Genomic DNA, 16,599 nt, shown 5'->3' on the forward strand with positions numbered 1-16,599 from the left:
CTCTCATGCCGTGGTACGCGCTTCTCGTCCTCGCCGTCGCCGTCGAACGCGTGGCCGAACTCGTCGTCGCCCGCCGCAACGCGGCGTGGACGCTCGCCCGCGCCGGAGTGGAGCACGGCCGTGGCCACTACCCCGTGATGGTCGCCCTGCACACCGGGCTGCTCGCGTGCTGTCTGCTCGAACCCCTGCTCGCCGACCGCCCGTTCCTGCCTGCCCTGGGGTGGCCCATGCTGGCCCTCGCGCTGTTGGCGCAGGCCCTGCGCTGGTGGTGCATCGCGACGCTCGGGCCCTACTGGAACACCCGGGTGATCGTCGTTCCGGGAACGCGTCCGGTCGGCGCCGGCCCCTACCGCTTCCTGCGGCATCCCAACTACCTCGCGGTCGTGGTGGAGGTGGCCGCCCTGCCCCTGGTGCACTCGGCGTGGCTGACCGCGGCCGTTCTCACCGCGGCCAACGCGATGCTGCTCACCGTCCGCCTGCGCTGTGAGAACACGGCCCTCGCCCAGTTGGCGCCCGCGTGAGTGCCCGCCACGACCTGGTGATCGTCGGGGGCGGGCCCGCCGGTCTCGCCACCGCCCTGCACGCGGCGCGCGCCGGTCTCGACACGGTCGTCGTCGAGCCCCGCCCGGCGCCGGTCGACAAGGCATGCGGCGAGGGGCTGATGCCCGGCGCGGTCCGCTCGCTCGCCGCGCTCGGCCTGGCGGTCCCCGGCGTCCCCGTCAGCGGCATCCGTTACGTCCAGGGCGCCCGCGGGGTCCAGGCCGCGTTCCGCCACGGCCCCGGCATGGGCGTGCGCCGCACCGACCTGCACGGCGTGCTGCACCGCGCCGTGCTGGCGGCCGGGGTGCCGGTGCTGCCGCTGCGCGTGGCAGAGGTGCGGCAGGACCGTGCGGGCGTGAGCGTGCCCGGCATGGGGCTGCGCTCCCGGTGGCTGGTCGGGGCGGACGGCTTGCACTCACGTGTGCGGCGCTCCCTCGGCCTGGAGGTGCGAACCCGTGGCGCGCCCCGCTACGGGCTGCGCCGGCACTATGCGGTGGCGCCCTGGTCGCCGTACGTCGAAGTGCACTGGGGCAGCGACGCGGAGGCGTACGTCACCCCGATCGGCCCCCGGCTCGTCGGGATCGCCGTGCTGACCACCCGGCGCGCCTCCTTCACCAGCCACCTGGAGGGCTTTCCCGCTCTGGCGGCCCGCCTGCCGCCGGACCGGGCGGTCACCTCGGTGCGGGGCGCGGGACCCCTGCGGCAGCGGGCCCGCACCCGGGCCCACGGCAGGGTCCTGTTCGTCGGCGACGCCGCCGGATACGTCGACGCCCTGACCGGTGAGGGCGTCGCCCTCGCCCTCGTCGGCGCCGAAGCCCTGGTCGCCAACCTGCGCCGGGGCACACCCGGCCGCTACGAGGCCGACTGGCGCAGGGCGACCCGCAGGCACCGGCTGCTGACCGAACTCCTGCTGCGAGCCCGCCTGCAGCCCGCGCTCGCCCCCCGCATCATGCCCACCGCCGCTCGTCTGCCCCGCGTGTTCTCGGCCGCGGTGAACGCGCTGGCCTGAGCCGTTCCGGCCCCGCGCGGCGCGCGCGTAGCGGACGGGCTCGGTGGCAAGACCATCCCGCACCTCGGGCGCCGGTTCGTCGTCCGTTCCAGGAAGCCGGCGACGGCAGTGGCGCTGATGTCCACTGCGGTGCCCGTGACTGGGTGGTCACCGGTCCAGGTGCACAGCGGTTCGCCCGACAGGCATGCCGAATCCGCTCCTACGAGGGAGGGTCGGGCGCAGTTCAGGCCGAGGCCCTGGAGACGAGGACGACTCGGGCGCCGCGCACGGCGGGCGTTTCCACGACAGTCATCGACTCACCTCCGAGGGGCTACCGACCGCCCCCGCGCGGACGTCGGGCGGCCGCTTCGAACTCCTGCTCGGCGGGCCGACGACCACGCAGCAGCGGCCGGGGCGGGGTGCGAGCACCGCGCGTCCGGGCTGGTGTCCGCCGGCCTCGAGCACGCCCCGTACCAGGTGCAGGTTCAGCCAGCACACCAGTTCCGTGTGCTCGCGGGCGAGCCGGTGGAAGGGGCAGTTGCGCAGGTCGATGCTTCCCCCGGCCGTCGTCGCGGGCTCGTAGCCGCAGCCGCGCAGCGCCGCCGTCAGGTCCTCGCCACCGGCCGACCTGCCCGCCGCGTGCGCGGCGGCGGCCACGGCCTCCCGCACCGCCCCGGAGCCGTCCGCGGCGACGGCCTCGGCCAGCACGCCGGCCGGCCGGATCGCCACCGGGCCACCCATCCCACCCACCGGCCTGCGCCTGGCCACCGCACTCGCCGAGGACGACACCCTGCTGCTGCGCTACCTCACGCCCTCGCGCTGAACCGGCACGGCCCACGGGCCCGGTTCGGAGAACATGAGCCGGGCTCAGGGGCCGAGCGGGTTGGCCGCCATCCGGTCGGCGAGCCCGGACCGCACCGCACCGCCCGCGGAACTTCCGGGTTTGCGCGCGGCCTGGGCCTGGAAGCACGCCAGGAACCGCTCGGTGAGGTCCAGCCTGGGGTAGCGTGCCAGCACCTCGTCGCGGAAGCAGGGCGGGTAGTCGTCCGCGCCCTTGCCGGTGATCTCGGTCGCGGTGGCGCGGGCCAGCAGGTGTCCTTCGGGGTCCGTGGCGGCATCCACCTGCGGCGCCATGTGACGGACGATCACGTCCGCCAGGCGCTCGCGGCGCTCCGCCGGCCATCCGGCGCCCGCCGCGAAGACGCGGGCGACGTGGCCGCTCGCCTCCTCGAACGCGACGGTGTGGCTGTCGAACGCCGGGACCAGCCCGATGTCGTGGTGGAGCGCGGCGACGTAGAGGAGTTCCGGGTCGAACGTGAGGCCGTCCGCCGTGCCGCGGGCGGCCGCCCACACGTAGGCGCGCAGCGAGTGGTTGAGCAGCGCGGGCGGAAGGTAGGCGGTCGCGACGTCCAGGGCGGCGGCCGATGCCGGGCTGCCGGGCACGGGCAGGGCGTCGAGCGACATACGGGTCACCGGAGGCCCGCCGCCTCGTCGGGTCCCCCGGTCACGACGCGGATGATCGTCCTGCCGTGCCTGCCCCGGCCGGACGCGAAGGCGGCGGGTGCCTCGGCGAGCGGGCGCACCTCCGCGACGGACACCCTGAGCCGCCCGTCCCTCACCCGCTGCGCGAGGTCGGCGAGCCTGACCCGGTCGGGTTCGACGACGAAGAAGACCGCACGCCCGTTCTCCGGCCTGACGACGGGGGGCGCGGCGATGGTGACGAGGGTTCCGCCGGGACGTACCAGGGCGGCCGAGCGGTCCAGGATCTCGCCGCCGATGACGTCGAACACGACGTCGGCCTCTCCCGCGTCCTCCAGCCGGTCCGACTGGAGGTCCAGGAAGGCCTCGGCGCCCAGCCCGAGAGCGGTGTCCCGGTCGGCGGCACGACCGGTGGCGATCACCCGGGCACCCGCCTCGCGGGCGAGTTGGACCGCGATCGAACCGACGCTGCCGGCAGCGCCGTGGACCACGACCGTCTGCCCCGTCGTGAGCCGTCCGTGGTCGAACAGCCCCTGCCACGCGGTGAGCCCCGAGACGGGCAGCGCGGCGGCCACGGTGTGGTCGACGTCGGCGGGAAGCGGGGCCAGGTTGCGTGCCTCCACCGCGGTGTACTCGGCCAGCGAACCGTTGCGCGTCCAGTCGGCCAGGCCGAACACCCGCTGGCCGACGGTGAGGCCGGTGGTGCCGTACCCCAGTTCCTCGACCACGCCCGACAGCTCGTGCCCGGGCACACTCGGTGTGCGGTCGCGTCCGGCACGGTCGGTCCACGTACCCGGCCAGGTGAGTTCCCCGCGGGTGAAACCGGCGGCATGCACACGCACGACGACGTCGTTCTCGGCAGCGTGCGGATAGGGCATGTCCGTCAGGGCGAGCCCTTCGGCGCCCGCGTCACGGTCATGGACGGAGACGGCTTGCATAGCGGATCCTCGGGGTCGAGCGGCAGTCGTCACGCACACGGTGCCCGCTCGCGGTCACGGGGGCACGCGATGCGCCGTGCCCTCGACCGTATGCTCCCGCCACTCCGCCCGGGTGGGCCACTTCGCCCCCGGCGGACTGAGCCATTCACCGGATAGCCGCTGCCCTGCACACATGAGACTCTGGATCGCATGGCGGACGATTTTTCCGTGGGAGACCACGTGCGCTGGAACTCCGAGGCCGGGTACGTCGAGGGCGTCGTCGTCAAGAAGCACACCCGCGACGTGGAATTCAAGGGCCGTACCCGTCACTGCTCGGCGGACGACCCGCAGTACGAGATCAGGAGCGACAAGACCGACCATGTCGCCATGCACAAGGGCGGAGCGCTGAAGAAGGCGTAGGGGCCGAGGTGAGCCGGGTCCACACGATCGGGCATTCGACGCGTGCCTTCGACGAGGTGCTGGACATGCTGCGCGGCCATGACATCACCTGCCTGGTCGACGTGCGCTCGTACCCGTCGTCGAGAAAACATCCCCAGTGGAATCAGTCCGCTGTCGTGGAGAATCTGCCGCCCGACATCGAGTACCGCTGGATCTCCCGGCTCGGCGGTCGGCGACACACCCCCAAAGGGGTCCCCAGTGAAAACGGTGCGTGGCGCGTAAAGGCGTTCCGCGACTACGCCGACTACATGGCGGGGGACGAATTCGCGGAGGGCCTGGACGAGCTGATCGGGCTGGCGCGGCACGAGCGGCCCGCGATCATGTGCAGCGAGGCGGTGCCGTGGCGCTGCCACCGCCGGCTGATCACTGACGCGCTGCTGGTCGCCGGGGTGGAGGTCGTGCACATCATGTCGCGGACGGCCACGAAGCCGGCGGTCCTGAACGAGCACGCACGGGTCCGCGACGGCCACCTCACCTACCCACCGCCCGACGCGGAGCTGCCGTGACTGTCGTCGACGAGGTCCGGGACGCGGTGTGCTCGATCCCCGCGGGTGCCGTGGCCTCCTACGGCGACGTCGGTCAACGGGTCGGTGTCGGTGCACGGCAGGTGGGTCGGGCCATGAGCCTGCTGGACGAGAACGTGCCGTGGTGGCGTGTCGTGTACACGGACGGGACGCCGCCCTCCTGCCACGGCGGGCGGGCACCGGTCCTTCTGCGGGACGAGGGCACGCCGATGCGCGGGGCGCGCGTGGACATGACCCGCGCCCGCCACCACTGGACGCCGTGACGTCCGAGCCTTGTGATCAGCTCCACGGCCACGGCGTCCTTCGGCATGGTCGGACCCCACCCCCTCCTTCCCGAGTCTCGTTCGTCGGCTCTGCGCGTACGTCGACGCATGCGCCGAGGCGATGTGACCGCCCCCGGTCCGATGGTGGCCTCTCCGGACCGTGGCCGCCGCCCGGGGCCGCGCTCGGGTGTGCGCGGGACACGACGTGGTCACGCCAGTCGGGTGGCGGTTTCACCGGGTCGCGTCGGCGGGTGCGGCCGTCGTGATCACCGTGCGGAAGGGGAACGCGACGAGCAGCGCGACGGCGACCAGGAGCCCGCTCGCCCACAGCGGCCCGAGGTTGCCGGTCGTGTGGCCGAGAGTGGTCGCGGCGACGAGCGGTCCGGCCGCGGCGCCCACGTTGAGGGCGGCGGTCGCGTACGAACCGGCCATGGTGGGTGCTCCCGCCGCCTCGTAGAGGACCCGCGTGATCAGCGTGCTGCCCAGCGCGAACGACAGTGCGCCTTGGACGAACACGAGGGTCAGCAGGGCGACCGGCCGGTCGGCCAGCATCGCCAGCGCGGGCCAGCCGACGAGCAGCAGCGGACCGGCGACGGCGAGCACCTGGGCGGGGCGTCGGTCGGACAGTCGTCCGGCGACGGTGACGCCGGCGAAGGAACCGGCGCCGAAGAGCACCAGGGCGACAGAGATCCACAGGTCGCCCAGCCCTGCGGTGTCGGTCACGACGGGGGCCAGGAAGGTGAAGCTCGCGAAGGTTGCCGCGTTCACCAGCGCGCCCAGCAGCATCGCCAGCAGCAACCGGGGGGTCTTGAGCGCGGCGAGCTCGACTCGCAGCGGCGGCCCACCGGTCGCCGCTGCCGTCGCACGTCCGGCGGGGATTGCCTTCAGCACGCCGAACGCCGCGGGCAGGCAGCAGACGGCTACGGCCCAGAACGTGGCCCGCCAGCCGAGCCATGTGCCGAGGAGTGACCCGCCGGGGACGCCGGCGACCGTGGCCACCGTCGTGCCGGACAGCAGCAGGGCCAGCGCGCGTCCCTTCTTGTCGGCAGGGACCAGTGCGGCGGCAGTCGTCAGTGCGACCGCGAGGAATCCCGCGTTCGCGAGCGCGGCCACGACCCGGCAGGCCACCAGGACGGGGAAGCTCGTGGTGCCGGCCCCCACGGCGTGTGCCGCCGCGAAGGCGAGGATGAATCCGAGGAGGCTGGAACGCCTGGGCCAGGTGCGGGCCAGCGCCGCCACGAGGGGAGCGCCGACGACCATGCCGGTCGCGAAGGCCGAGGTGAGTGTGCCCGCGGTCCCGACGGTGACGCCGAGGTCCGAGGCGATGTCCGGCACGAGACCGGCGAGCATGAACTCCGAGGTGCCCATGGCGCAGACGGCCACGGCGAGCAGGTACAGCGGAAGAGGCATCGAGTGGCTCCGAGGCGAGGAGAAGCACGAGAAAGGGTCATCTCGTCACCACGGCCGGCCCCCATGCGCACGCTCGTCCGACCGGCGGGAGCGGTACGACGACGCAGGGCTGCTCACTCAGTGATTCAGGGGGCTGACGGGTGACCGAAAGCCCCCACCCTGTCTGACTCGGGACTCGACATGAGCCGCACAGTACCGGACCCCGACCCGCCGGGGCACCTCGGTTCCTCCGGCGTCCTAGTAGCTGTCGTAGCTGGGAGCACCGCTCGGCCGGTAGACGCCGACGACGGTGCCGCCCTTCGTCACCGAGACGCTGACCGGCTCCAGTGCGGTGGGAATCGCCCCGTCGGCGAACAGCCGCTTGCCGGTCCCGATGATCACCGGGTGGATGGTCAGCCGGTACTCGTCGACGAGGCCGTGCCGCATGAGGGTCTGAGCGAGGTCGCCGCTGCCGACGACGTTGAGGTTCCCGCCGTCGGACGCCTTCAGCCTGCGTACGGCGTCGACGGTGTCGCCCTCCAGCAGGGTCGAGTTCTGCCAGTCGAGGGACGTCAGGGTCCGGGACGCCACGTACTTGTGCATGCTGTTCATCCGATGGGTGAACGGGTTGTCGGGGTCGGCGGTCGGCCAGTACGACGCGAAGATGTCGTAGGTCTTGCGGCCGAGGAGCATGGCGTCGGAGTCCTCGTACCAGCCGGCGATGGCCGTGCCGACCTCGTCGTCGTCCACCGGCTTCTGCCAGCCGCCGTGCTCGAAGCCGCTCTCGGCGTCCTCGTCCGGGCCGCCCGGCGCCTGCATGACGCCGTCCAGCGTCAGGAACGTGCAAACGATGATCTTGCGCATGGTGCGCTCCCTTCGTCGACGGGTAGACCGCACAACCGCCGCAGACTCATCGGTGCGGCGTCCGCGCGGGGATTCACCGTCGGAGTCACCGGCGGTTGTCGTCGAGCATTCGCTCCAAACGGTCGAAACGCTCGTGCAGCGCCCGGGTCGTCCGGGTGTACGCCTCCTCGGCGGCCTTCTCGGAGTGGCGCACGAAGTGGCCCCGGCGCTCTTGTTCCCGGCCGACGAACCAGGTGGCCAGCGCGGCGGTCACCAGACCGAAGGAGGTGATCCCGGCGACCATCACCACCACGGCCACGAGCCGGCCCCACAGAGTCACGGGGTACAGGTCGCCGTAGCCGACGGTCGTCGCGGTCTCCACGGACCACCACAGCGCCCGCGGATACGTGATCAGCTGCGCGCCCGGTGCGCCGCGCTCAGCCAGGACGGCCAAGTACGAGCCCGCGAGGAGGACGATCACCAGGAGGACCGTCGCGGCACCCGCGGCCCTCCAGTGCAGCGCACCGCCGTGGCGCCCGAGCAGCAGTTTGACCAATCTGGCCACGAGACCGGACAGCATGGGTGGCATGCTCCGCCACCGGCCGCGACGTCGAGGCGACAACGCGCCGGTGCGCGAGGCACTCCTTTGCGCTCCGTGACCGATCTTCACTCCTTCGGGCATATCCGTGGTGCCGCGTCCATCACCCGAACGCAGTGTGGTCTGCAGTCCCTCCCCTCAGAGAAAGCAGACTCATGGAGCACATACGACGCGCCGCCACCCGGCGGGCGCTACCCCTGGCCGTCCTCCTCCCCGCGGCCGCCCTGATGGCCGCAGGCCCCTGTCTGGCGTCCGAGAGCGGAGGCGGTACCACACCCCCCGGTGGAACGTCCGGAGCCGACAGGCCGACGGTCGTACTGGTGCACGGGTACTGGGCGGACGCCTCCGGCTGGGACCGCGTCGTCGGGCACCTGCGGGCTCTGGGCTATCCGGTGGTGGCCACCGCGAATCCGCTGCGCAGCCTCTCCGGCGACGCCGACTACCTCGCCGCGCGGCTCAAGGCCATCGAGGGACCCGTCGTGCTCGTCGGGCACTCCTACGGCGGAGCCGTCATCACCAACGCCGCCGCCGGCAACCCCAACGTCAAGTCCCTCGTCTACATCGCCGGGTTCGCGCCCGACATGGGCGAGTCCGCCTTCCAGCTCGCGGCCAAGTTCCCCGGCAGCCGGGTGACGGACGACCCGAACGCGCCGGTGCCCACCGCGCTGAACGCCGTACCGCTCGGCGGCGACGCCACGAACGTGGACCTGTACCTCAAGCCGGAGAAGTTCAGCGACGTCTTCCTGAGCGACCGGCTCGACGCGAGCCGCGTCGAGGTGCTGGCCGCCACCCAGCGGCCCGCGACCGCCGCGTCCGGCAATGAACCGACGCGGGCCGTCGCGTGGAAGACCATCCCGTCCTGGTACCTCGTCCCCACCGACGACCGCACCATCGGCACCGACAACCTGCGTTTCATGGCGAAGCGGGCCGACGCCACCACCGTCGAGGTCGACGCCCCGCATGCCGTCATGGAGACCAACCCGGAGGACGTCACCGCACTGATCCTGCGGGCCGCGGGCGACGCGCGGCCGAGCCTCGCCAGTACCGGCACGAGCGGACGGACCGCGTTCCTCGGCGGCGCGGCGGTGCTCGCCGTCGCGGCGGGCGCGGCCGTCGTGATCCGCGCCCGCCGCACCTGAACCCGTCGTCCGACCTTCGGTGTCGGTGTCATGCCGACACCGCGTAGGAGCGATGTCAGGGGCTGTCGGTCGGATGTCGGTGGCTCGTCGGCGACAGCCGTCACCTTCGAGAGGTGGCCGGCCGGAGAAGAACCGGACGGCTCGATCCCGAAGGAGCCAGCATGCACACCCCTGTCACGATCATCGGCGCCGGGCTCGGCGGACTCACACTGGCCCGCGTCCTGCACGTCCACGCGATCCCGGTCACCGTCTACGAGGCCGACTCGTCACCTTCGGCACGCGCCCAGGGCGGACTGCTGGACATCCACGACTACAACGGGCAGCTCGCGGTCGAGGCGGCCGGGCTGACGGACGAGTTCCGGGCCATTGTTCTGGAGGGCCGCCAGGCACTGCGGGTCCTCGACCCGGACGGCACCGTCCGGCTCGACCGGGCCGACGACGGGACCGGTGGACGCCCGGAGGTGCAGCGCGGCGACCTGCGGCAGATTCTGCTCGACTCGCTCCCGGTCGGCACCGTGCGGTGGGGTCACAAGGTCAGCCGTGCCCGTCCGCTCGGCGACGGCCGCCACGAGGTGACGTTCGCCGACGGCGGCACGGTCGTCACCCGCCTGCTGGTCGGGGCGGACGGGGCGTGGTCACGTGTCCGGCCGCTGCTGTCCTCCGCCACACCCGAGTACGTCGGCAAGTCGGTGGTCGAGACCTACCTGTTCGACGCCGGCACACGCCACCCGGTGGCCGCCAAGACGGTCGGTGGCGGGATGCTGATCGCTCCCGCGCCGGGCAAGGAGATCTTCGCGCACCGGGAGAAGGACGACACCCTGCACGCCTACGTGGGGCTGTCCCGGCCGCTGGACTGGTTCACCGGGATCGACTTCACCGACGGCGCCGCGGCAACCGCACGCATCGCCCGGGAATTCGACGGCTGGGCGACGGAGCTCACCGCGCTGATCACCGACACCGATGTCGCGCCGGCCCTGCGCGCCCTCCACGCTCTGCCGACCGGACACCGGTGGGAGCGGGTGCCGGGGGTGACCCTGCTGGGCGACGCGGCCCACCTCGCCGCGCCCAACGGGGAGGGCGCCAACCTCGCGATGCTCGACGGGGCGGAACTGGGTACGGCCCTCGCCGCTCATCCGGGCGACGTCGAGGCGGCGCTGGCCGAGTACGAGCGGGCCATGTTCCCCCGCAGCGCCGAGGCGGCCGGCGACGACATGATCGGCATGGACTCCCCCGACAACACGGCTCAGGGCCTGATCGATCTGATCACCGAGAACGGCGGGTGAGCAGGGAGGGCTTCGTCTTCCTCGACCACGTCGACCGCCTCCCCGAGGCGTTCGGTGCGTGGAGCCGACGGCCACCGCGAGGTGGTGGCCGTCGGCTCCTCGGCCCGGGACACCGGCGGCCCCGAGGCCGGGTCAGTTCGCGTTCACCAGGTCGTGTGCCGGTACGGTCACGGTCCGGGCGTCCGGCTTGCCGCCGAGCACGATCTTCCGCAGCGCGCTGTTGTTGTCGAGGTTGGTCTCCTTGAGCCGCTTCTCGGGGTTGGCCAGCACCTGGATGTAGTACGTGCCGTTGGGCACGTCCGTGATGTCGAAGGACTGGCCCGGCAGGTCCTGGGAGTACGTGTCGCCGGAGCCGACGTCGAGCACCTCGCGGACGGAGATGGAGTTCTCCTCACCGCAGGCGGTGGAGAGATCGGTGTTGAACGGGTGCCAGTTGGCGTTCTTCACCGTGTAGTCGATCGCGTCGGTGTTGGCCAGGCAGAAGGCCTCCTTGCCGCTGCGCACGGCCTCCTTCTTGTCCGCCTTCAGCAGCCGGTAGCTGGCGAAGTCGGTGAAGTGCCAGTGCACGTGCCCCGGACGCGGGTCCCATTCCATGGTGCCGGTCGGGGCGTAGCCGACCTGCTTGCCCTTGGCGTCGTAGAAGTACTGGTAGGCGTCCATCTTGGCCTTGCCGGGCGACCGGAAGCCGTCCACCACCAGCTGGGCAGGACCGGCGTTCCACACGTTGGCGCTGAAGGCCAGGTAGTCCTTGCCGGGGATGTCCTCCTCCCCGTCGGTGACGACGATGCCGTAGGCCGGCAGCGAGCGCAGGTCGGGCTTGGGAACGTCCGGGACGGAGGCCTTGCCGGCGGGTCGCTCCGCCAGCGGCTGGAGCGCCGGGGCCTTGCGCGAGCCGTCGGTCTGGCCTCCCTTGTCGCCGACCGGCGCGGAGCGCGCGGCCTGCTGCTTCTTCAGCGCCCACGGCAGGGCGGGCGGCGCGGCCCTGAGGGGCCCGTGGCCCACGTTGTACGAGGCACCCGCACCGCTCGTGACCGGCGCGGCGGCCTGCGCGGGTATCGGCGCGTGCCCCGGCCCGTGGCCCGCGTGTGCGGCCGGAGCCTGGTGGGCGGCCTCGTGGCCGGCGTGCTCGCCCGCCGTCGCGGACCGGGACGCGGCCGACCCGGCGGCACCCTGGTCGTCCTCGTAACTCCGTTCCACGACGGTCACCTTGACGGTGGCCGGCTTGTTCGCGATGCCGAACAGGTCTCGGTACTTCTTGGCGACCCCGACCTTGGCGGTGTAGGTCCCGGCCGCCAGTGCGACCGGCTCGGTGTAGGAACCCGCGTAGGTGTTGGCCGCCCAGCCCTGCTCGACGCCCCACACCGAACCGAGGGTGAAGGGGTTGGTGGGGCAGCTCTCCGGATACTTGGAGGTGGCGGGGGCGTCGGGGCGGACCCGGCCGCTGGCGTTGTTCGGGCAGAAGTCCTCGGTCCGGTTGAGGACCTTCTTGCCCGCCTTGTCGGTGACCGTGATCTCCGCGAAGCCGGGCAGTCCGGAGAAGTCCTTCACCGTGCCCTTGGGCAGCGTCTTGGCCTTGGCCTTGCCGCCCTCGTACACGGTCTGGGTGACGGTCACCGGGTCCTTGTAGGACTTCCGGGTCACCTTCAGCTCCAGCGGCCTGCCCTCGGCGGTGAGGTAGGTGCCGAGGTCGAGGTAGACGCCCGGGTCCTCCTTCCAGGAGGTGAGCGTGAGTGAGGTGGTCGCGGCGATGAGGCTCAGCTTGGGCCCTGTCGCCGCCTTCGCCGGCTCCGCGGTGGCGGCCACGAGTCCGGCGGTCACGGCCATGGCGGCGACCGCCGTGATGCCTGTGAGCAGTGGACGCCGCAGCCGGGTGGTGCGCGTTCTGGTCATCGATCCCTCGTCCTTCAGATGCTGGGGGGGTGCGTGGGGAAGGAAGCAGGCGGGCACTTGCTGTGCCCGCGCTGTGAGAGGGAGCGCTCGGATGCCCGGTTGTCCAGAAGGTGGGAAATGGCCGGAGGTTGGCCGGATCGCAGCACTTTCGAAGCGCCCTGCTGGGGTGCACCGATGTCGGGTCAGGAATCGGGTGCCAGGGGTTGCGGCTCGCCGTGCTGACGGCTGAGCGGCAGTTCCGCGAGGCCCCGCCACCCCGCCCGGGCGAGGGTGACCACGTGCAAGGTGTTGACCGCCGTGGCGATCGGCAGGACGGCGCCGGTACGGCGGGCGATGTCGGCGGCGGCCTGCGGTGCCGCGTCCAGGGCCACGGTGACGTGCACCTGGGGGCGGGGGCCGAATCGGCCACCGTAGGGCACCTGCGCCGGAAAGGCCGTGCGAACGGCGTCGGCCACCTGGTCCAGTCCGGGCACCGGGACACCGACGAACCCGCCGGTTCGTTCGACCGTGGCCAGCCGGACGGGGACCGGGCCGACCGGTAGGGCGGCCCGCAGTCGCCGCAGCTCCGGCTCTCCCACCTCGTCGGCGGGCAGCCAGGGATAAAGGAGGGTGGCGTGTGCGGGCAGGCCCGGTCGCACCGCCGACCCGTCCACCGCGGCGGCGGCCCGCAACAGCGGTTCGGCGTCCGGCAGCAGCGCCAGCACCGCCGTCGTTCCCGTCCGGGCCACCTCGTTCCTTTCCGCGTCTCGTCGTCCCCTGTGGCCGCGCCGTCGGTTACGGCACCGTGTAGCCGGCGGCGCGGAACAGTTCGTACCACTCGGGCCGGGTGAGCGGGAGGTCCGAGCCGAGCGCGGCCGCCTCGACCCGCTCCGGCGTGGTGGTGCCGAGCACGACCTGCATCCGCGCGGGGTGGCGGGTGATCCAGGCGACCGCGATCGCCTCGGCCGGCACGCCGTACTTCTCGCTCAGCCGGTCGATCACGGCGTTCAGCTCGGGGTAGCGGGGCGAGCCGAGGAAGGGGCCGTCGAAGAATCCGGCCTGGAAGGGCGACCAGGCCTGGACGGTGATGTCGTGCAGGCGGCAGTAGTCGACGATTCCGTCGTCGCGCACCACCGACTGGTCGAGACCCTGCATGTTCGCGGCGATGCCCTGGGCGATCATCGGCGCGTGGGTGACCGAGAGCTGGAGCTGGTTCGCGACGATCGGTTGCCGCACGTACTTGCGCAGCAGGTCGAGCTGGCGCGGCGTCTGGTTCGAGACGCCGAAGGCACGCACCTTGCCCGCCGCGGACAACTCGTCGAAGGCGCGAGCCACTTCCTCCGGTTCGACCAGCGCGTCGGGACGGTGCAGCAGCAGGATGTCGAGGTACTCCGTGCCCAGTGCCTCGAGCGAGCCGTTCACCGACTCCACGATGTGCTCGTGGGAGAAGTCGAAGTACGGACCGTCCTTGACGATGCCGGCCTTCGTCTGGATGACGAACTGCTCGCGCTCCGAGGGGCTGAGCTTCAGGGCCTCGGCGAACCGGCGCTCGCAGCCGTGGCTGCCCGTGCCGTACACGTCCGCGTGGTCGAGGAAGGTGATGCCGGCGTCGCGTGCCGTGTGCACGAGTGTGCGCACTTCGTCGTCGTTCATGTCCTGGATGCGCATCAGGCCGAGGACGATGTTGGGCACGACCATGTCGGTGCCGGGCAGGGTGAAGGTCTTCATGCGGCTCTTTCGCTTGTGGCTCGGGCGGGGCGGCAGACGGATCGGGCGGAGACGGATCAGGCCGACAGGAGCGCTACCTGGTCGCGGGTGAGTTCGAGGTCGGCCGCGGCGGCGGAGTCGCGGATGCTCGCGGGGCGCGAGGCGCCGGGGATCGGGATCACCACCGGCGCGAGTGCCAGCTGCCAGGCGAGTGCGACCTGGTGGACACTGGTGCCGGTCTCGCCGGCGACCTGCTGGAACACGCCGTGCCGCGCCGCCAGTTCCTTGGCGTTGGCGATACCGCCGAGCGGGCTCCACGGCAGGAACGCGATACCGAGCCCGGCGCAGTGTTCGAGCTCCGACCGGCTGGAGCGGAAGGCGGGCGAGAACTGGTTCTGCACCGACACGAGTCGCCCGCCGAGGACTTCGCGGGCCTCGTCGATCTGCGCGATGCCGGCGTTCGAGATCCCGGCCATCAGGATGACGCCCTCGTCGAGCAGTTCGCGGAGGGCTCCGACCGAGTCGGCGTACGGGACGGCGGGGTCGGGGCGGTGGAACTGGTAGAGGCCGATCGCGTCGACGCCGAGGCGACGGGCGGACTCCTTGGCCGCACGCTTGAGGTATGCGGGGTCCCCGTTGCGCGTCCATGTGCCGTCACCGGGACGCAGGTGGCCGCCCTTGGTGGCGACGAGGACGTCGGCGCCGGCCGCACCGTACTCGCGCAGCGCGCGGGCGATGAGTTCCTCGTTGTGCCCCACCTCGTTCGCGTCGCGGTGGTAGGAGTCGGCCGTGTCGATGAGGGTGACGCCGGCGTCGAGCGCGGCGTGGATGGTGGCGATCGACCGCTCCGGGTCCGGGCGCCCTTCGATCGACATCGGCATCCCGCCGAGGCCGATCGCGGAGACGGACCGGCCGCCGATGGTGCGCTGCTGCATGGCTCTCCTCGTCCTGGACGCTCTCGTGAGCGCGGGTGCCGCGCGGGTCCCCCGCGCTCACTCTAGGAACCGCTGATCCAGAAATCCAACAGCTGTGGTTTCTTGGATTCAGAAGTACCGGATGTGGATGAGGGACGGCGCGCTCTCCCCCGCTCCCGGGCCGGAAACCCGGATGCGGGGCCGGCCCGGCCACCCCTAGGCTGCGGCCACGGGACGGGCGAACCACGTCATGGATCGAGGTTGCACCGCGTATGACCAGTCAGCTGTTCGCGATCTGTTTCAACACCTCCGTGCCCTCGGACCTGGCGCGCTTCTGGTCCGGGGTCCTGGGCTGGGAGCTGTCCGCCGGCGCGGACGACGACCTCGCGGTCCTGCCCCCTGACGGCGCCGGGTACCGCCTTAGGTTCCTGCCGGGCCCGGCACCGAAGGCCGGGCAGAACCGGGCGCACTTCGACCTCACGAGCGCGTCCCCGCAGGACCAGCGGGCGACGGTGGCCAGGGCCCTGCGACTGGGCGGAAAACACATCGACGTGGGCCAGCTCCCGGAAGAGGGGCACGTGGTGCTCGCCGACCCGGACGGGAACGAGTTCTGCGTCATCGAGGCGGGCAACAACTTCCTCGCCGGCACCGGCGCCGTCGGAGCGCTGGCCTGCGACGGCACGCAGGAGGTCGGCTACTTCTGGAGTGAGGCGCTGTGCTGGCCGCTGGTCTGGGACCAGGACCAGGAGACCGCGATCCAGTCCCCGGCCGGCGGCACGAAGATCACCTGGGGCGGTCCCCCGGTGGCGCCGAAGTCCGGCGCCAACCGGCTCCACCTCGAGCTCGCACTGCCCGCCGACGCCGACTTCGAGGCGGAGACCGCCCGCCTGCTCTCGCTCGGCGCGACCCGCTCCGCAGCCGGTGAGAAGGCCCGCGGCCGGGCGTTCCTGCTCGACCCGGACGGCAACGAGTTCACGGTGACGCACCTCGGCTGAAGGACCGCTGTCCAGCACCCCACGGCGCGGGCGGCTGCGCACCGTCGTCCGGCGTCCGGCGTCCGGCGTCCGGCGTCCGTAGTCTGCCGCCTGCCGCCTGCCGCCTGCCGCCTACCGTGCCGGTGACCGCCGGTCGGCGGCCAGGATCGCCCAGACCTGCTTGTCGTAACGCACACCCTCGTACGGCCACGCCTCGCGTCGCACTCCTTCCAGTGTCATGCCGAGCCTTTCGGCCACCGCGGCACTGCGGTCGTTGTCCGCCCGGCAGTGCCATTCGGCCCGGTGCAGCCCTCGAACCGTGAAGGCCCAGTCCAGCAGCAGGCCGCAGGCCCGTGTGATCAGCCCCCGGCCCTCGGCCGACGGCTCCAGCCAGCAGCCGATCTCGCAGTTGCCGAAGGCCGCGTCGAACTGGGTGAACATCACGCCGCCGACCAGTGCTTCCTCGCTCCACAGGCCGTACAGACGGGCGCCGTCGGCGGCCTGGCGTGCGGCATACCGCTCGAGGGTGGCGCGCGCTCCGTCCGTGTCGCGGGTGACGAAGCCGGGCCCGACCCAGGGGCGGATGTGCTCACGAGCCCGGTCCAGATGCCCGGCGAACTCCTCGGCCTGCCACACCTCCAGCGGACCGAGTCGAGCAGCGCCACCCAGCGACACCGAGAACATGAGAGCCTCCCCGTTTGCACAACAACTGT

19 protein-coding genes are annotated in these 16,599 nt (G+C 72.2%); 8 read left to right on the forward strand and 11 right to left on the reverse strand.

The features are described from left to right. Positions 1–5 precede the first annotated feature (5 nt). Both R2E43_RS00800 and R2E43_RS00805 read left to right on the forward strand, forming a co-directional pair. On the forward strand, positions 6–521 hold the full coding sequence (locus R2E43_RS00800; protein WP_189284080.1) for an isoprenylcysteine carboxyl methyltransferase family protein: 516 nt from the start codon (positions 6–8) through the stop codon (positions 519–521). Next, positions 518–1,549, forward strand: coding sequence for an NAD(P)/FAD-dependent oxidoreductase (locus R2E43_RS00805; RefSeq protein ID WP_332055796.1), 1,032 nt, complete (start codon positions 518–520; stop codon positions 1,547–1,549). The genes R2E43_RS00800 and R2E43_RS00805 overlap by 4 nt, the downstream gene beginning before the upstream one ends. Before the next feature lie 288 nt (positions 1,550–1,837). Here R2E43_RS00805 and R2E43_RS00810 read toward each other — a convergent pair whose 3' ends face one another. The 3 genes from R2E43_RS00810 to R2E43_RS00820 form a co-directional block, all read right to left on the reverse strand. After that, the gene (locus R2E43_RS00810) at positions 1,838–2,257 is read right to left on the reverse strand and encodes a helix-turn-helix domain-containing protein (RefSeq protein ID WP_329429349.1); all 420 of its coding nucleotides are present in this window, start codon (positions 2,255–2,257) and stop codon (positions 1,838–1,840) included. Between the two features lie 138 nt (positions 2,258–2,395). Then, on the reverse strand, positions 2,396–2,992 hold the full coding sequence (locus R2E43_RS00815) for an HD domain-containing protein (protein ID WP_003971478.1): 597 nt from the start codon (positions 2,990–2,992) through the stop codon (positions 2,396–2,398). 5 nt (positions 2,993–2,997) lie between these two features. Continuing rightward, entirely contained in the window at positions 2,998–3,945 is a 948-nt protein-coding gene (locus R2E43_RS00820; RefSeq protein ID WP_003971479.1) for an NADP-dependent oxidoreductase, read from the reverse strand. Between the two features lie 189 nt (positions 3,946–4,134). Here R2E43_RS00820 and R2E43_RS00825 point away from each other — a divergent pair, with 189 nt between their 5' ends. From R2E43_RS00825 to R2E43_RS00835, 3 genes are read left to right on the forward strand one after another with little or no spacing between them, the layout of a single operon-like run. Continuing rightward, positions 4,135–4,344, forward strand: coding sequence for a hypervirulence associated TUDOR domain-containing protein (locus R2E43_RS00825; RefSeq protein WP_011031814.1), 210 nt, complete (start codon positions 4,135–4,137; stop codon positions 4,342–4,344). 8 nt (positions 4,345–4,352) lie between these two features. Continuing rightward, positions 4,353–4,889, forward strand: coding sequence for a DUF488 domain-containing protein (locus tag R2E43_RS00830; protein WP_011031813.1), 537 nt, complete (start codon positions 4,353–4,355; stop codon positions 4,887–4,889). After that, on the forward strand, positions 4,886–5,170 hold the full coding sequence (locus R2E43_RS00835) for an MGMT family protein (protein WP_011031812.1): 285 nt from the start codon (positions 4,886–4,888) through the stop codon (positions 5,168–5,170). The genes R2E43_RS00830 and R2E43_RS00835 overlap by 4 nt, the downstream gene beginning before the upstream one ends. A gap of 231 nt (positions 5,171–5,401) precedes the next feature. Here the strand turns inward: R2E43_RS00835 and R2E43_RS00840 are convergent, their stop codons facing one another. The 3 genes from R2E43_RS00840 to kcsA form a co-directional block, all read right to left on the reverse strand. Continuing rightward, positions 5,402–6,580, reverse strand: coding sequence for a Cmx/CmrA family chloramphenicol efflux MFS transporter (locus tag R2E43_RS00840; protein WP_332055797.1), 1,179 nt, complete (start codon positions 6,578–6,580; stop codon positions 5,402–5,404). Positions 6,581–6,817: 237 nt separating this feature from the next. Next, positions 6,818–7,423, reverse strand: a complete 606-nt coding sequence (locus R2E43_RS00845) for a dihydrofolate reductase family protein (RefSeq protein ID WP_162495312.1) — start codon at positions 7,421–7,423, stop codon at positions 6,818–6,820. Positions 7,424–7,508: 85 nt separating this feature from the next. After that, positions 7,509–7,991 carry a pH-gated potassium channel KcsA gene (gene kcsA / locus R2E43_RS00850; protein WP_332055798.1) on the reverse strand — a complete coding sequence of 161 codons (483 nt, stop codon included), beginning with the start codon at positions 7,989–7,991 and terminating at the stop codon, positions 7,509–7,511. Between the two features lie 164 nt (positions 7,992–8,155). Between kcsA and R2E43_RS00855 the strand changes: the two genes are divergently transcribed. Next, positions 8,156–9,139 (forward strand): alpha/beta fold hydrolase, encoded by a 984-nt coding sequence (locus R2E43_RS00855; RefSeq protein WP_265700968.1) that lies wholly within the window; start codon positions 8,156–8,158, stop codon positions 9,137–9,139. Positions 9,140–9,300: 161 nt separating this feature from the next. Beyond that, positions 9,301–10,422, forward strand: coding sequence for an FAD-dependent oxidoreductase (locus R2E43_RS00860; protein ID WP_332055799.1), 1,122 nt, complete (start codon positions 9,301–9,303; stop codon positions 10,420–10,422). Between the two features lie 132 nt (positions 10,423–10,554). Here R2E43_RS00860 and R2E43_RS00865 read toward each other — a convergent pair whose 3' ends face one another. The 4 genes from R2E43_RS00865 to R2E43_RS00880 all read right to left on the reverse strand — a co-directional run bounded on the left by R2E43_RS00865 (position 10,555) and on the right by R2E43_RS00880 (position 14,933). Further along, the gene (locus R2E43_RS00865) at positions 10,555–12,312 is read right to left on the reverse strand and encodes a lysyl oxidase family protein (RefSeq protein WP_332055800.1); all 1,758 of its coding nucleotides are present in this window, start codon (positions 12,310–12,312) and stop codon (positions 10,555–10,557) included. A gap of 182 nt (positions 12,313–12,494) precedes the next feature. After that, complete coding sequence (locus tag R2E43_RS00870; protein ID WP_234328618.1) at positions 12,495–13,040, reverse strand: 2'-5' RNA ligase family protein; 546 nt, start codon at positions 13,038–13,040, stop codon at positions 12,495–12,497. A gap of 46 nt (positions 13,041–13,086) precedes the next feature. After that, positions 13,087–14,019 (reverse strand): aldo/keto reductase, encoded by a 933-nt coding sequence (locus R2E43_RS00875; protein ID WP_030864483.1) that lies wholly within the window; start codon positions 14,017–14,019, stop codon positions 13,087–13,089. 56 nt (positions 14,020–14,075) lie between these two features. After that, entirely contained in the window at positions 14,076–14,933 is an 858-nt protein-coding gene (locus R2E43_RS00880; RefSeq protein WP_191850256.1) for an aldo/keto reductase, read from the reverse strand. A 251-nt stretch (positions 14,934–15,184) separates the two neighbouring features. On the opposite strand from R2E43_RS00880, the gene R2E43_RS00885 reads away from it, so the two are divergent. Further along, positions 15,185–15,907 (forward strand): VOC family protein, encoded by a 723-nt coding sequence (locus R2E43_RS00885; RefSeq protein WP_093457717.1) that lies wholly within the window; start codon positions 15,185–15,187, stop codon positions 15,905–15,907. A 111-nt stretch (positions 15,908–16,018) separates the two neighbouring features. Here the strand turns inward: R2E43_RS00885 and R2E43_RS00890 are convergent, their stop codons facing one another. After that, on the reverse strand, positions 16,019–16,570 hold the full coding sequence (locus R2E43_RS00890) for a GNAT family N-acetyltransferase (RefSeq protein ID WP_319705751.1): 552 nt from the start codon (positions 16,568–16,570) through the stop codon (positions 16,019–16,021). Positions 16,571–16,599: the final 29 nt, after the last annotated feature.

The organism is Streptomyces violaceoruber (genome assembly GCF_033406955.1).
GTDB lineage: Bacteria > Actinomycetota > Actinomycetes > Streptomycetales > Streptomycetaceae > Streptomyces > Streptomyces violaceoruber.

What these genes read in the sequence shown, in the direction of transcription:
- kcsA (WP_332055798.1), bottom strand. Translation starts at nt 7,991, where the DNA reads ATGCCACCCATGCTGTCCGGTCTCGTGGCCAGATTGGTCAAACTGCTG.
- R2E43_RS00845 (WP_162495312.1), bottom strand. Translation starts at nt 7,423, where the DNA reads ATGCGCAAGATCATCGTTTGCACGTTCCTGACGCTGGACGGCGTCATG.
- R2E43_RS00885 (WP_093457717.1), top strand. Translation starts at nt 15,185, where the DNA reads ATGACCAGTCAGCTGTTCGCGATCTGTTTCAACACCTCCGTGCCCTCG.
- R2E43_RS00875 (WP_030864483.1), bottom strand. Translation starts at nt 14,019, where the DNA reads ATGAAGACCTTCACCCTGCCCGGCACCGACATGGTCGTGCCCAACATC.
- R2E43_RS00880 (WP_191850256.1), bottom strand. Translation starts at nt 14,933, where the DNA reads ATGCAGCAGCGCACCATCGGCGGCCGGTCCGTCTCCGCGATCGGCCTC.
- R2E43_RS00865 (WP_332055800.1), bottom strand. Translation starts at nt 12,312, where the DNA reads ATGACCAGAACGCGCACCACCCGGCTGCGGCGTCCACTGCTCACAGGC.
- R2E43_RS00890 (WP_319705751.1), bottom strand. Translation starts at nt 16,570, where the DNA reads ATGTTCTCGGTGTCGCTGGGTGGCGCTGCTCGACTCGGTCCGCTGGAG.
- R2E43_RS00800 (WP_189284080.1), top strand. Translation starts at nt 6, where the DNA reads ATGCCGTGGTACGCGCTTCTCGTCCTCGCCGTCGCCGTCGAACGCGTG.
- R2E43_RS00820 (WP_003971479.1), bottom strand. Translation starts at nt 3,945, where the DNA reads ATGCAAGCCGTCTCCGTCCATGACCGTGACGCGGGCGCCGAAGGGCTC.
- R2E43_RS00855 (WP_265700968.1), top strand. Translation starts at nt 8,156, where the DNA reads ATGGAGCACATACGACGCGCCGCCACCCGGCGGGCGCTACCCCTGGCC.
- R2E43_RS00840 (WP_332055797.1), bottom strand. Translation starts at nt 6,580, where the DNA reads ATGCCTCTTCCGCTGTACCTGCTCGCCGTGGCCGTCTGCGCCATGGGC.
- R2E43_RS00860 (WP_332055799.1), top strand. Translation starts at nt 9,301, where the DNA reads ATGCACACCCCTGTCACGATCATCGGCGCCGGGCTCGGCGGACTCACA.
- R2E43_RS00815 (WP_003971478.1), bottom strand. Translation starts at nt 2,992, where the DNA reads ATGTCGCTCGACGCCCTGCCCGTGCCCGGCAGCCCGGCATCGGCCGCC.
- R2E43_RS00825 (WP_011031814.1), top strand. Translation starts at nt 4,135, where the DNA reads ATGGCGGACGATTTTTCCGTGGGAGACCACGTGCGCTGGAACTCCGAG.